Annotated in this window: 13 protein-coding genes; all 13 read right to left on the bottom strand. The window is 41.9% G+C overall.

The window, feature by feature from the left end:
* Window positions 1-110 precede the first annotated feature (110 nt).
* The 13 genes from spoIVB to accB all read right to left on the bottom strand — a co-directional run bounded on the left by spoIVB (window position 111) and on the right by accB (window position 13737).
* A complete protein-coding gene (gene spoIVB, locus ACFVS1_RS05125) occupies window positions 111-1403 on the bottom strand; it encodes a SpoIVB peptidase (protein ID WP_352920034.1) in 1293 nt (430 codons plus the stop codon).
* Window positions 1404-1564: 161 nt separating this feature from the next.
* The gene (gene recN / locus ACFVS1_RS05120; protein ID WP_387545453.1) at window positions 1565-3280 is read right to left on the bottom strand and encodes a DNA repair protein RecN; all 1716 of its coding nucleotides are present in this window, start codon (window positions 3278-3280) and stop codon (window positions 1565-1567) included.
* A 22-nt stretch (window positions 3281-3302) separates the two neighbouring features.
* Entirely contained in the window at window positions 3303-3752 is a 450-nt protein-coding gene (ahrC, locus tag ACFVS1_RS05115) for a transcriptional regulator AhrC/ArgR (RefSeq protein WP_034308279.1), read from the bottom strand.
* 318 nt (window positions 3753-4070) lie between these two features.
* Window positions 4071-4898, bottom strand: coding sequence for a TlyA family RNA methyltransferase (locus ACFVS1_RS05110; protein ID WP_387545450.1), 828 nt, complete (start codon window positions 4896-4898; stop codon window positions 4071-4073).
* Between the two features lie 4 nt (window positions 4899-4902).
* Window positions 4903-6795 carry a 1-deoxy-D-xylulose-5-phosphate synthase gene (gene dxs / locus ACFVS1_RS05105; protein WP_352920026.1) on the bottom strand — a complete coding sequence of 631 codons (1893 nt, stop codon included), beginning with the start codon at window positions 6793-6795 and terminating at the stop codon, window positions 4903-4905.
* A gap of 247 nt (window positions 6796-7042) precedes the next feature.
* Complete coding sequence (locus ACFVS1_RS05100) at window positions 7043-7936, bottom strand: polyprenyl synthetase family protein (protein ID WP_387545447.1); 894 nt, start codon at window positions 7934-7936, stop codon at window positions 7043-7045.
* A 1-nt stretch (window position 7937) separates the two neighbouring features.
* Window positions 7938-8171 (bottom strand): exodeoxyribonuclease VII small subunit, encoded by a 234-nt coding sequence (locus tag ACFVS1_RS05095; RefSeq protein ID WP_034308286.1) that lies wholly within the window; start codon window positions 8169-8171, stop codon window positions 7938-7940.
* Complete coding sequence (xseA, locus tag ACFVS1_RS05090) at window positions 8168-9520, bottom strand: exodeoxyribonuclease VII large subunit (RefSeq protein WP_387545444.1); 1353 nt, start codon at window positions 9518-9520, stop codon at window positions 8168-8170. The genes ACFVS1_RS05095 and xseA overlap by 4 nt, the downstream gene beginning before the upstream one ends.
* A 130-nt stretch (window positions 9521-9650) precedes the next feature.
* On the bottom strand, window positions 9651-10526 hold the full coding sequence (gene folD, locus ACFVS1_RS05085; RefSeq protein WP_387545442.1) for a bifunctional methylenetetrahydrofolate dehydrogenase/methenyltetrahydrofolate cyclohydrolase FolD: 876 nt from the start codon (window positions 10524-10526) through the stop codon (window positions 9651-9653).
* Between the two features lie 67 nt (window positions 10527-10593).
* Window positions 10594-10986 carry a transcription antitermination factor NusB gene (gene nusB / locus ACFVS1_RS05080; protein WP_387545439.1) on the bottom strand — a complete coding sequence of 131 codons (393 nt, stop codon included), beginning with the start codon at window positions 10984-10986 and terminating at the stop codon, window positions 10594-10596.
* Between the two features lie 450 nt (window positions 10987-11436).
* The gene (locus ACFVS1_RS05075) at window positions 11437-11841 is read right to left on the bottom strand and encodes an Asp23/Gls24 family envelope stress response protein (protein WP_222620245.1); all 405 of its coding nucleotides are present in this window, start codon (window positions 11839-11841) and stop codon (window positions 11437-11439) included.
* 37 nt (window positions 11842-11878) lie between these two features.
* Window positions 11879-13231 (bottom strand): acetyl-CoA carboxylase biotin carboxylase subunit, encoded by a 1353-nt coding sequence (gene accC / locus ACFVS1_RS05070; RefSeq protein ID WP_352920015.1) that lies wholly within the window; start codon window positions 13229-13231, stop codon window positions 11879-11881.
* 14 nt (window positions 13232-13245) lie between these two features.
* On the bottom strand, window positions 13246-13737 hold the full coding sequence (accB, locus tag ACFVS1_RS05065) for an acetyl-CoA carboxylase biotin carboxyl carrier protein (RefSeq protein ID WP_387545435.1): 492 nt from the start codon (window positions 13735-13737) through the stop codon (window positions 13246-13248).
* Window positions 13738-13879 lie beyond the last annotated feature (142 nt).

The raw sequence follows: 13879 nt of genomic DNA, 5'->3' as shown, positions 1-13879 counted from the left end.
GTTTCAAAAAAACCTCTATTTTTAGAAAAAATCAATTTAATTCCTACCCAAAATTTATCATAATCATCACTTTCCATTAAAAAGGGGCATCCAAAAGGATACCCGGATTCTTAGCTTGCCTTTTCATAATTATCTTTGTCGTATATATTTATACCGGCTTCGTTTAACATCCATTCGATATGGACTCCATACCCACTTGTAGGATCATTAACGAATACATGGGTGACTGCACCGATTAATTTCCCATTTTGTATGATAGGACTGCCGCTCATACCTTGAACGATCCCACCCGTTTTTTGAAGCAATTCCTTATCCGTCACTTTTAAGACCATTCCCTTAATTGCGGGGAACTTCTGTGGTATGGAACTGACGATTTCAACATCGAATTCCTCCACTTCAGAACCATCCACCACTGTAAGGATTTTTGCTGGTCCTTCCTTTACCTCATGGGAAAGGGTGATGGGGAGTGGCTTATCGTTAATTCCATTTTTAAAATCTTGATTTAACTTCCCAAAAATTCCGAAGGGACTATTGCGATTGATATTTCCTATTTTTTCTTTATTGGAAGAAAAGCGTGCCAATTTTTCTCCTGGATCACCATTGCTTCCCTTTTCGATAGATGTGACCGTCGATTGGACAATCTGTCCGTCCTTGACAACTATCGGCTTTTTTGTATCCATATCGGATATAACATGTCCCAACGCCCCGTATTTTTTTGAATCCGGGTGATAAAACGTCATCGTTCCGATGCCAGCTGCCGAATCACGGATATACAAACCCAATTTGTAAGTTCCTTCATTCTTATCTTTTAGAGGTAATAGGGTACTATGAAGCACTTCATTATCACGGTTAATGACAAGTTTCAACGCCTCACCCTTTTCGCCTGCCTGCTGAACAAAAGGGGTTACATCCCCCATCTTCTTTATCGTCTGACCATTGATTTCTGTAATAATATCACCGATTTCAATTTTTGCCTTTTCTCCCGGTGATTTTTTCCCCTGCGCAGTATCAATAAGATGATGACCTACTACGAGAACCCCAAGAGTATTAAGCTTTACTCCAATGGATTGGCCTCCAGGCATGACTTTAAAGTCTTTTAACACCCTGATGTCGACCTTTTTGGCAGGTAAGCCTGCTACATCGAGTAACACTTCATTCGTACCTGGTTTTTCAGCACCAAGCGTAATCGAGGCTTGTTCATCATGAAGCGAAATTCCATCACTGGATCCCGAAGTTTTTGCAGAAACAGGCAATGATTTGGAAATACTATATTGACTTCCTTCAAATAGTACAAGATGATTTGGAATTAAAAAATATTCACGAGATGGCTGGTATAACCCTAATGTTAATAGCGAAACAAGGAGAATTCCACCGATGATCCTGTTTATCCATATAAATTTCAATCCATTCACTCTCCTCGCTCTCTGAAACTTTATGGCTACACCTTTAATTTAGCCCTCATGACAGTCATTTATAACAGGTGCAAAAAATAAAAGCTATCCGTTTTTGGATAGCTTTACAATGAATGCTTATGATAAATTTAAATAATCTCCTTACCGGCCCTTCATGATGTAATCTTCAGCCTTTTGGCCAGCTGGATTAATTCATTGGCATGCTGCTTCGTCAAATCCGTTATCTCGACTCCTGAAATCATCCTGCCGATTTCTTTTACTTTTTCCGTTTCAATTAGCGGCTTGACCGAGGTATTCGTGCGTCCCGCCCTTACATTTTTTGCTATGAAAAGGTGGGTATCCGCCATAGCGGCCACCTGTGGCAAATGGGATATGCACAATACTTGTGATCCAGTTGCCACTTTATAGATCTTTTCGGCAATGGATTGTGCAACCCTTCCGCTCACACCTGTGTCCACTTCATCAAATATAATGGATGTTATGCCTTGATGTTTGGAGAAAATGCTTTTCAAAGCCAGCATGATCCTCGACAGTTCTCCGCCAGATGCGATTTTGGAAAGAGGTTTTAACGGTTCACCTGGATTGGTGGAAATATAAAATTCCATTGAATCCAGGCCTGACTGATTAATGCCCCTATCTGACAATTCATCGAAAGTATAAGCCGTTTGAAGGAAATGTGGTTCGAAAATTGTCTTTTCCATGTATAAATCTTTTAATTCCTTATGGATCTTTTTGGTCAATTGCTGAGCGAAGCTCTGGCGAAGTTCAGAAAGATTCTTTGCTTCGACAATTAAATCTGCCTTTATGGATTTCATTTCCTTTTCAAGCTTCGCTATATGGGTTTCCCTATTTAGCAGTTTTTCTACTTCTTCTTCTATTGCGGCTCCATATTCCAGGATTTCCTCTATGGTCCGCCCGTATTTACGCTTTAATTGATTTATTTCATTAAGGCGGCTTTCAATGAATTCCACACGTTCTGTATCATAATCCAAAGAGTCTAATTGGTCTCGGATGTTTGACACGGCCTCTTCAAGCAGGAAGTAGCTATTTGAAACGGTTTCAGAGCTGTTCTTTAAACCCTCATCAAGCCCTGCCGCTTCCTCCAAATTATTCATGGCTACGGAAAGCCAATCAATTGCATGCTGCTCACCATTTAAAGCATTGTAACTGGTTTGCAGCGCTTCATGAATTTTTTCGAAATTATTAATTTTCTTCCGCTCTTCCATCAATTCTTCATCTTCGCGTAACTTCAAATCAGCTTTTTGGATTTCATCGAATTGAAATTGGATCAAATCAAGGCGGTGGACCATTTGCTGTTCATTTTGGCTCAAGCCATTCAATTGTTTAGAAGCGGTTTCATAGCGTTTATATAGCTTTTGGTATTCAGTGAGTGCAGATGCGATCTTTTCACCGCCGAATTGATCGAGCAGCGGAAGATGGAGTCGTTCATCCATTAATTCCTGATGTTCATGCTGACCATGGATATCTATCAATGTTCGGCCTACCTCGCGTAAAGTGGAAATCGTTACAAGCTTTCCATTTACCCTGCAAACGCTTTTGCCGCTTTGTGAGATGTCCCTTCGAAGTATCGCCATCCCATCATTCATATCCAGGCCAAACTCTTCCGCTTTGGCAAAGACCGGGTGTTTTTCATCTTCAATTTGGAATAATCCTTCTATTTCGGCCTTAGACTCACCATGCCGAATGAACTCTGCAGAACCGCGTCCCCCAACTAAAAGATGAACGGCATCTATTATGATTGACTTCCCTGCCCCTGTTTCCCCTGTCAAGACCGTCAAGCCTTTCTCAAATGAAACGGACAGGCTGTCTATGATCGCAAAATTCCTAATCGATAGTTCTGTTAACAATCTAGGTCACCTCACAACATTATTAGAGCATGTCCAAGAATTTGCCGGAAATGATCTTTGCATCTTCCTCAGAACGGCAGATAATCAAACAAGTATCGTCGCCGCCGATCGTCCCGAGTATTTCTTGCCAATTTAAATTATCAATCAATGCGCAGATTGCCTGGGCATTACCTGGGAGCATCTTCATAACCAGTAAATTGTTGGCTGAGTCAATGCGTACAAATGCATCGACAAGGATTCTCTTTAATTTTTGAAGTGGATTGAAGCGCTGGTCTGCCGGCAGACTGTATTTATACCTTCCATCCGTCAAAGGAACCTTTACAAGGTGAAGCTCCTTAATATCCCTTGAAACAGTGGCTTGAGTTACATTGTATCCAGCTAACTTCAATTCCTCAACTAACTCATCCTGGGTTTCAATATCATTATTCGTTATGATGTCCCTTATTTTTATATGTCGTTGTCCTTTATTCATAAGTAGAAGCACCTCTTCTCAACTGTTGCTCATTTAATGGAATCACTTTCATTTCTTACTTAAGCAAGCTTCCCCCATATGGGATTTCTTCGTTATCTTCAGTACGTACAAATAGGCCGCTTTAGTAAGTGGCTAATATTAATGTTATCGGATTTTTATGCAATTGTACAACTTTTTCTCTAAAAATGAATACAAGTGTATTTTTTACGTACCTATTTTATGTATCCACCCTTAAATGATTCAGTGCATGCCCACATTGTATAGTTAAAAAGCTCCTTTAGCCAACCATTCAGCTAAAGGAGCCATACAAAGTTCTACCTATTCTTTTTTAAATTGGGCATGGGCCTCTCCAACGATGTCGTCAACCGTTTTCGAAAGCAATATCGTGCCTTCATCCTTCGACCCTTGCCAGTGTAAATGAAGTAAGAATTCAATATTTCCATCACCACCGGTAATCGGTGAGAAGGAGGCATCCTTAATATCATAGCCTTCCTTTATAGAAAAAGAAATGATCTTATCCAATACTTGTTTATGGATTTTGGGATCGCGAACAATCCCCTTTTTACCCACTTGATCCTTCCCAGCTTCGAATTGCGGTTTAACCAAGGCAACGACATCACTATTCGGGACGAGCAAGGTCTTTAGCACCGGTAAAATTAACGTGAGCGAGATGAAAGAAACATCAATGCTTGCAAAGTTTGGCATCTCCCCATCAAGATCGGCGGGTGTAACATAACGGAAATTGGTCCGTTCCATTACTTTAACCCGCTCATCCTGCCTAAGCTTCCAGGCAAGTTGATTATAGCCCACATCAAGCGCATAAGACATGAGAGCGCCATTTTGCAATGCACAATCCGTGAACCCACCAGTTGATGAACCGATATCAAGCAGTATTTTACCATTCACTTGTAAATCGAATTCCCTTAATGCCTTCTCAAGTTTAAGACCGCCTCTTGAAACGTAAGGCATGACTTTTCCTTTGATCGTAAATTCGAGATCGACCGGCACTTTTTCCCCCGGTTTTTCGTACCTCTCTTCATTCGCGTAGACAAGGCCTGCCATTACCATACGTTTCGCTTTTTCACGTGTATCGGCCAAGCCTTGTTCTACAAGTAATACATCTACTCTTTCTTTCATCACTTTCATATTGTCAGGCCCTTTTTTCTTTTTTGGGTGTTATCATTTTAATCTTTTTGATGGCTGTCTCAGTCGTTAAACCGATTTCTTCAAGAAGTTCATCGACACTTCCGTGTTCAATGAAATTATCAGGTATTCCCATTCGATCTATAATTGCCCCATAAAATCCTTGGTCATGGGCATATTCAAGTACTGAACTACCAAAACCACCTTGAAGAACCGCTTCTTCTATTGTCAAAATAGGCATTTTTTCACCAAGGAGACTGCTTAGGATGTTCTCATCCAAAGGCTTAATGAACCGCGCATTGATCACCTTAACTGAGTAATCCTCTTTCTCTAGCAGTTCTGCCGCTTCAAGAGCCATCGGAATCGTTGTACCGAACGTTAAGATGGCAGCATCCGTTCCTTCTTTAAGAACTTCCCACGAACCGATTGGAATCTGCTGTAATTCGGTATCCATCACAACTCCCCAACCATTCCCACGAGGGAAACGCATAGCAATCGGACCATCATTATAGTTTAAGGCCGTATTGACCATATGCTGACCTTCGTTTTCATCTTTCGGCATCATCAACACCATATTCGGTACATGGCGTAAGAAAGCAATGTCGAAAACGCCTTGATGCGTTTCACCATCGGAACCAACCAATCCGGCACGATCGATCCCAATGAATACGTTCAAATTCTGGCGGCAGATATCATGCACCACCTGGTCATAAGCCCTTTGCAGGAAAGTTGAATATATAGCCAGGAAAGGTTTCATTTTTTGCGTTGCCAATCCAGCTGCAAAAGTTGCAGCATGCTGCTCGGCAATCCCCACATCATAGAAACGCTCTGGGAACTCTTGAGAAAAGCCCACCAATTTCGAACCAACGGGCATTGCAGGTGTAATCGCGACAATCCGCTCATCGTCACGGGCTAGCCTGCTGACAGTATCGCTTACAAGAGCGCTCCAAGCAGGACCTTTACTAGTGGATTTCACGAAATCGCCTGTCTCGATTTTGTATGGGCCTGTCCCGTGCCAGTTTCCTGTTGTATCCAGCTCGGCAGGTGAATAGCCCTTGCCTTTTTTCGTGATGACATGCAGCAGTACAGGTCCCTTCGTTTTCTTGGCATATCTTAAATTCTCCAGCAATTCTTCATAATTATGACCATCCACTGGTCCAAGGTATGTGAAACCGAGCTCCTCGAAAAAGATTCCTGAAACCAATAAGTACTTCATGCTATCCTTCAGCCGTTCAGCTGTAGCTGCAAGTTTACCACCGACTGCAGGGATTTTTTTCAAAAGAAGCTCCAATTCATCTTTTGCCCAGTTATATTTGCCCGCTGTACGCAATCTTCCCAATATCGTGTGCAGGGCACCTACGTTAGGGGCTATGGACATTTCATTATCATTCAGGATAACGATCATGTCCTTCTTTTCATCTCCGATATGATTCAACGCTTCAAGCGCCATTCCGCCTGTTAGGGCACCATCCCCGATCACCGGCAAAATAAAACTGTTTTCACCTTTGATATCACGGGCAGCCGCCATTCCCATCGCCGCTGAAAGGGAAGTCGAACTGTGACCGGTTTCCCAAACATCATGGGGGCTTTCAATCATTTTAGGAAAACCGCAAAGACCTTTGTATTTCTTTAAGGTGTCGAACTCTCCTGCTCTGCCAGTCAGGATCTTATGGACATAGGATTGATGTCCGACATCCCATAAAATTTTATCATTCGGACTGTCGAATTCTTTATGCAAGGCTATAGTCAACTCGACGACACCTAAATTGGGACCAATATGTCCACCTGTCACCGATAATTTTTCCACAAGGAATTTACGTACTTCCACACTTAAGTCGACAAGTTCTTCATTATTCATCTTCTTCAAAAAAGAAGGGTCTTTTATAGATAGAAGATCCAAACAGGACCACTCACTTTCTGTAATTTTCGGTTGTAAGCATAAACAAAGCCTCGTTAAAGAGGGCTATGGATGACTAGACCGAAAAATTGGTTTTAAGTTAAAAAATAGCCGCCAACACCCAGGTGATTTCGGCGGCTTAATATACCCATTTATCACATATCTCAATTAAAAAATTCATTTTGATTTTCACATATTTTTGCACAATGAGTATACCATAAAACCTCAATTGATAACAAATTTAGCTCAATCAATGGTTACGGTTCGCTATTAAATCGGTTAGTTCATTCAACAAACCCGTTTGTAAGTTTGTTTTTCCTAAAGCGGCATGGGCAAGTTCTATATGATGTTCCAACTTTTCCTTTGCCCCTTGAAGCGTAAGTAAAGAAGGATATGTGCTTTTATGATTACCAACGTCACTGCCAACCGGCTTGCCGATCAACTCGACGGACCCTTCAATATCCAGAATATCATCCCGAATTTGAAAAGCAAGCCCCAGGTGGTATGCAAAGTCACGTAAATAGAGTTGCTGTTCTTCATTCGCTCCGGCTAATATAGCACCGGAAAGGATGCTTGCAGTCAATAACTTCCCTGTTTTATGTTCATGGATATACTCCAATTCCTGAAGGGTCAGCTGTTTACTTTCACCTTCCATATCGGCAACTTGACCTCCAACCATTCCTTCGGCCCCGGCAGACTTCGCAATTTCACTTACAAGATTCAGCTTCATTTCAGCCGTCACCTCGGGATCGACCATATCCGTCACCAATTGAAAGCTATATGTAAGAAGCGCATCACCTGCCAGTATTGCCACCGCTTCACCGAACACTTTATGGTTCGTCGGTTTTCCGCGGCGGAGATCATCATCATCCATCGCCGGAAGATCGTCATGAATCAAAGAATATGTATGGATCATTTCAATGGCAGCCGCAGCAGGAATCCCGATCCTCAAGCTTTTTCCAAAGGCCTCCAGAACAGCAAAGACCAATAACGGGCGAATTCGTTTACCTCCTGCCTCCAGGGAATAGATCATGGCTTCTTTGACCACTGCCGGTGCTTTAAGTTTATTGACATATTCCACGATTTCCCGTTCTATAACCGTTTTATATTCTTTAGAAAACATTTCAAAGGACGCCGTACCCATGTCATTCTTCCTCCTGTACAGCGAAGTTTTCAAGTTCCCCATCTTCGCGTAAAATTTGAGTCAACTGATCTTCAACAGCCTTAAGCTTTGAATGGCAAAGCCTTGATAAATCCATTCCTTGTTTATATATGGAGATGGCCTCTTCCAAGGGCACATCGCCTTCTTCCAACTGTTCTACAATTTTTTCGAGATTCTCCATCGCTTCTTCAAATGTAGCTTCCTGTTTTTTTGTCATGGTTCAATCCGCTCCTTTATTTCTTTAATTTCACATTCAAGGGTTCCATCTTTAATCGAAACCGCTATCTTATCCCCTTTTGATACTTGCTGTGTACTTTTCACTAAGGTCTCATCCTCTGCAAAAACCAATCCATAGCCCCGTTCCATGATTTTTAGTGGACTGAGGGCAGACAAAGTGGCTGTAATATGAACGAATTGCTGGGATTTTTGCCGATAGATGGCTTCCATGGCCCTACGTAAAAGCTTTGCATGCTGCTGCAATTCATCTTTCGCATTTTTCACCGCTTGTTCAGGATGCTGCTTTTTGAGAATTTCGTTCAGCTGATTCAGCTCATCTCTCTTTTTGATGAAATATCGCGTGCTGGTCCTCCCTAGCCTGTCCATCGTCTTGTCTAGCTGTTCCAGCTTCTGTTCATACATTTTATGCGGATAACGGAAAGCATAAGACCTCTCCAACCTGGTCAAACGTGTTCGTTCAAAATTGACCGCTTCTTGAATGGAACGGGTCAACCGATTTTTGCGGTTCATCAGGCGTTCGAGTATTTCATTCAAGTGAGGAACCGCTAACTCCGCTGCACCAGTCGGTGTAGGAGCACGCATATCGGCGACAAAATCAGCAATGGTGAAATCCGTTTCGTGACCGACAGCAGAAATTACCGGTATATCGGAATCATAAATCGATTCAGCCACTATCTCCTCATTAAAGGCCCATAACTCCTCGATCGATCCGCCACCCCTTCCGACAATGAGAACATCGCTTTCTGCCCTTGCGTTAGCCATTGAAATTGCCTTGGCAATCGATTTAGCGGCATTATTCCCTTGCACAAGTGCTGGATAAACAATGATCCTGGCGATTGGATATCTCCGCTTGATAGTTATCAGGATATCTCTTAATGCAGCTCCGGTCGGGGATGTTATGACTCCTACAGACTTAGGGTACTGCGGGATCGGCTTCTTATGTTCGGCCAAAAACAAACCTGCCGCCTCCAGCTTTTTCTTCAGCTGTTCATAAGCAAGATACAAATCCCCCACACCGTCAGGGGCCATGCTCTTCACATAAAGCTGATACTGTCCCCCAGCTTCATATAATGATATATCGCCCTTAACAAGTACCTTCATACCATTTTCGGGCAGGAATTTCATCCCTTTATTATTGGCGGCAAACATAACGGAAAGAAGTCGGGCCTTCTCATCCTTTAAAGTAAAATACATATGTCCGCTTGTATGTTGTTTAAAATTCGAAATTTCACCTTTTATGTATACATTTTGCAAATGAGGGTCGGCATCAAATTTCCTTTTGATGTACTTAGTTAAAGCCGACACACTCAAATATTGTTGGTTGCTCATATAATGTCTCCTTCCGATGGAAATCGGATATAAAGAAAACTTACTTATGGATCCATGAATGGAAAAAAAAGCGGTCTCCCGTTATTATAAAACAAGAGGTCCGCTTCTTTAAAATAATTTAACGTTTTTTTCAGCTTTTTAATGCTTGCTTGTTCAGTTCAAGTGCTTTTTGAGCAGATTTGACCGTGTTCTTCATAAGCATCGTAATCGTCATGGGACCAACGCCTTTAGGAACAGGTGTAATGTATGAAGCCTTATTTTTCACTTCATCAAACGCCACATCACCGCAAAGCTTCCCTTCATCATTCCTGTTCATTCCGACGTCAATGACGACTGCGCCTTCTTTAATATGGTCACTCGTGATCGTGTCCCTCTTTCCGACAGCGGCCACAACGACATCGGCTTGCTTGGTATAATAGGCAAGGTCCTTTGTCCGTGAATGACAGTATGTAACAGTAGCATTTGCATTCAAAAACAATTGTCCCGCTGGTTTTCCAACGATATTACTTCTCCCTACGATGACAACATGCTTACCTTCAAGGTCATAGTCGATATACTCAAGCATCACCATGACGCCGTATGGAGTACAAGGTAAAAATGCATCCTGTCCCGTCATCATCCGCCCAATATTAATCGGGTGGAATCCATCTACATCCTTTTCAGGGGAAATCGCTTCAATGATCGCTTTTTCCTGAATATGTCCAGGCAATGGCAGCTGCACCAATATACCATGAATGCTGTCATCCTGGTTTAATTCAGCAATGCTCTGAATTAATTCCTCCTGAGAGAGTTCCGCAGGCTTTTTAATTAATACGGAATGCATGCCCAAGTCCTCACAGGCCTTTTGCTTATTGCGCACATAGGTTTGTGATGCTTGATTGTCACCCACCAGGATTACAGCCAATCCCGGAACGATATTTTTATCACGTAAATGTTGAACTTCCTTACTGATTTCCTGCCTAACTGACTCTGCAATTTCTTTACCATTAATGATTTGAGCTGACATGTGTTTATTCCTCCCAAGTTAATTTTGCTAAAGAAATTGCTGAGAATCCTTGTTCAAGGCTGCAGCTTCAACTGCCGCTTTTCACCTTCACTTTGGATAAAACGGCATTTACAAAGCTGCTCGATTGATCATCACCGAATTTCTTAGCAATTTCAATAGCTTCATTCATTGCAACACTTACAGGAACATCTTCACTTTGAATCATTTCATAAACCGCGATCCGCAGTAAATTCCGATCAATGTTCGCCAGTCTTTCCAACGTCCAATTCTCTAAGTTGTCCCTGATCATTCCATCAATTTGTTCACGATTTTCCGTTATCCCCATTACTAATTTCTTGAAGTATTCATCAGTAGGAGCACCATCCAGTACGCTTTCCATTGCTTCTTCTGCATTCGAGTTGGCAATATCTATTTGATATAGTGCTTGAAGGGATTTTTCACGGGCTTCTCTTCTTTTCATAATCTTACTCCTTTAACATCTACTATTATATATGAAAATGCTAGAACAAACGAACATTAAATAACATTTTTTCAAAAATATTAAGATTTTCGCCATATTATTTAAAAAACAAGCTAAATCCCACTAAAATTAAGGCCAAAAGACTCAAATATCTTGATTCAGGATAACAATTCAAGATAACTTTCGGAATTAAACGGCCAACACAGTCCCATACTTTTTGAAAGTGTCAAAAAGCTCATGCCTAGCTTTCATGCTCATATTTCACCTTTTACACTCTAACAGAAATCACCCTTGAATTAAAGGGAAACTTCCAGACACCGCCTTATTATGTTCATTTAAATTTAATATTATAAGCAGGCCTCAAAAACGGGGTATCTGGAGTTACCATTCAAAAAAACAAAAACCCGGCTTTTTGCCGGGTTTTTGCAGGTGCGAATCGAATGAAGCCACTTACACTTCTTGTTCGTAATCCGCTTCTTGTTTAGCGTTTTCAAACGCAATGCCCACTACATGAATGTTCACTTCGCCCGCGTCGATAGCGGTCATATTCAACAAAGCTTCACGAATGTTATCTTGCACTTCCTGAGCAACTTTCGGAATTGAAACACCAAACTTCATGACACAATAAAGTTCGACTTTGATGGATTCTCCCGTTAAGTCCACTTTAACACCTTTACCGTGGTTCTTTTTCCCAAGCTTTTCAACGACACCCGTGGCGAAATTCCCGCGCATATGTGCAACACCTTCAACTTCCGATGCAGCGATACCCGCAATCACCTCTATTACCTCAGGTGCGATCTCCACTTTGCCCAGCCCACTATTATAATCATTCATTTCGAGTAATTGGCCTTCCATTTCACTCATTCAAAAGCACCTCCTGTCTTCCTTTACATTATGAGTTCATTACATCATATATTTCAAGGAATTTGGTATTAAATTCTCCGGAAACAAATTGTTCATGCTGAAGTAACTTAATATGGAAAGGAATTGTGGTACTGATCCCTTCAATGACAAACTCACCTAAGGCGCGTTTCATCTTATCGATTGCCTCTTCCCTAGTAGGTGCATGGACAATCAATTTAGCGATCATGGAATCGTAATATGGCGGTATCGAGTACCCAGGATATGCCGCGGAATCAACACGAACTCCGTAGCCGCCTGGCGGTAAATACATTTGAATTTTACCTGCAGAAGGCATGAAATTCTTTTCTGGATTTTCAGCATTGATCCGGCATTCGATAGACCAACCGTTATAAGTGACATCCTCTTGCGAAAGCGATAGTTTGCTGCCTGAAGCAACTTGGATCTGTTCTTTAATCAAATCCACGCCCGTTACCATTTCTGTAACTGGGTGTTCAACCTGGATACGTGTATTCATTTCCATAAAGTAGTATTTTCTATTCACATAGTCATAAATAAATTCTACTGTTCCGGCACCTGAATAATTAACGGCAAGTGCTGCCGTTACTGCAGCCTGCCCCATTTCCGCACGTGTTTCACCATCCAATGCGGGTGAAGGGGTTTCTTCAACAAGTTTTTGCAAACGTCGCTGGACCGTACAATCACGCTCACCTAAATGGATGGCATTGCCATGATTATCTGCCATGACCTGTATTTCAACGTGCCGGAAGTCCTCGATGAACTTTTCAATATAGACGCCTGGATTCCCAAATGCCGTCGCGGCTTCCTGCTGTGTGATGTTAATGCCTTTAATCAGATCTTCTTCCGTCCTTGCGACGCGGATACCTTTACCGCCCCCGCCGGCAGTAGCTTTGATGATGACTGGATAGCCCATTTCATTAGCTAAGGCCACACCCTCATCCGTATCCTTAATTATGCCTTTAGAACCTGGAACGATCGGTACACCAGCTTTGCGCATGGTTTCCCTTGCTACGTCCTTTGTTCCCATTTTATTGATAGCTTCAGGGCTTGGACCGATGAAAATGATATTGCATTCACGGCATAGCTCAGCAAAGTCAGCATTTTCAGCAAGGAAGCCATATCCTGGGTGAATCGCATCGGATCCCGTTTTCTTGGCTGTGCTGATAATGTTCGTTTTATTTAAATAACTGTCTTTTGATAATTTAGGACCGATGCAATATGCTTCATCCGCAAGTTGAACATGTAATGCTTCTTTATCTGCTTCTGAATAGACCGCAACAGTCTCGATTCCTAATTCCTTGCATGCCCGGATGATTCGGACAGCAATTTCCCCGCGATTGGCAATTAATACCTTTTTAATCATTTAGAAACAGCTCCTCATTCAGGCTTTACTAAAAATAATGGTTGACCATATTCTACAAGCTGGCCTTCTTTTACAAGGACTTCAACGATTTCACCGCTTACTTCGGCTTCGATTTCATTGAAAAGCTTCATGGCTTCCACGATGCACACGATGGAATCCCCCGTTACTTTATCGCCTGTTTTTACGTATGCAGGTGAATCCGGTGCAGGAGATTGGTAGAATGTCCCGACCATCGGAGAAGTGATTTTATGTAAATTTTCAGTGTCTGCTGCAGTCGGTTTTGCTGGTTCAACAGCTTTCGGCACTTCAGGTGCAGGAGCGGCTGCGGGCTTTACCTCTACAGCTGCATTGGTGTGAACAACTTCTGGAACTGCTGCTGGGTGTAACACTGTACCCGTTTCAGTTTTTTTCATTTTAATTTTCGTTCCTTCATTTTCAAAAACGAATTCACTGATATTTGATTGATCGACTAGCTTAATAATTTCACGTATTTCTTGCACTTTCATTTTGTGGCACCCCTTGTCTAATTTAATATGAGTTTGTGAGGCATAATATTTTATGTAACCTTACTCTTAGCTTATCCTACTTTGTCCAATACTGCACAAAGTAGCCGCTTTCTTTATGCGAATGCGAATAAACTGAATACAA

The organism is Peribacillus sp. NPDC058075, from assembly GCF_042885195.1.
Lineage (GTDB): Bacteria > Bacillota > Bacilli > Bacillales > DSM-1321 > Peribacillus.
This window is presented reverse-complemented; position numbering and strand designations above follow the sequence as displayed.

Coding starts and splice junctions, on each gene's coding strand:
- nusB (WP_387545439.1), bottom strand. CDS start 10,986: ATGAAAAGAAGAGAAGCCCGTGAAAAATCCCTTCAAGCACTATATCAA.
- xseA (WP_387545444.1), bottom strand. CDS start 9,520: ATGAGCAACCAACAATATTTGAGTGTGTCGGCTTTAACTAAGTACATC.
- folD (WP_387545442.1), bottom strand. CDS start 10,526: ATGTCAGCTCAAATCATTAATGGTAAAGAAATTGCAGAGTCAGTTAGG.
- ACFVS1_RS05100 (WP_387545447.1), bottom strand. CDS start 7,936: ATGGGTACGGCGTCCTTTGAAATGTTTTCTAAAGAATATAAAACGGTT.
- accC (WP_352920015.1), bottom strand. CDS start 13,231: ATGATTAAAAAGGTATTAATTGCCAATCGCGGGGAAATTGCTGTCCGA.
- accB (WP_387545435.1), bottom strand. CDS start 13,737: ATGAAAGTGCAAGAAATACGTGAAATTATTAAGCTAGTCGATCAATCA.
- ACFVS1_RS05075 (WP_222620245.1), bottom strand. CDS start 11,841: ATGGAAGGCCAATTACTCGAAATGAATGATTATAATAGTGGGCTGGGC.
- ACFVS1_RS05095 (WP_034308286.1), bottom strand. CDS start 8,171: ATGACAAAAAAACAGGAAGCTACATTTGAAGAAGCGATGGAGAATCTC.
- ahrC (WP_034308279.1), bottom strand. CDS start 3,752: ATGAATAAAGGACAACGACATATAAAAATAAGGGACATCATAACGAAT.
- ACFVS1_RS05110 (WP_387545450.1), bottom strand. CDS start 4,898: ATGAAAGTGATGAAAGAAAGAGTAGATGTATTACTTGTAGAACAAGGC.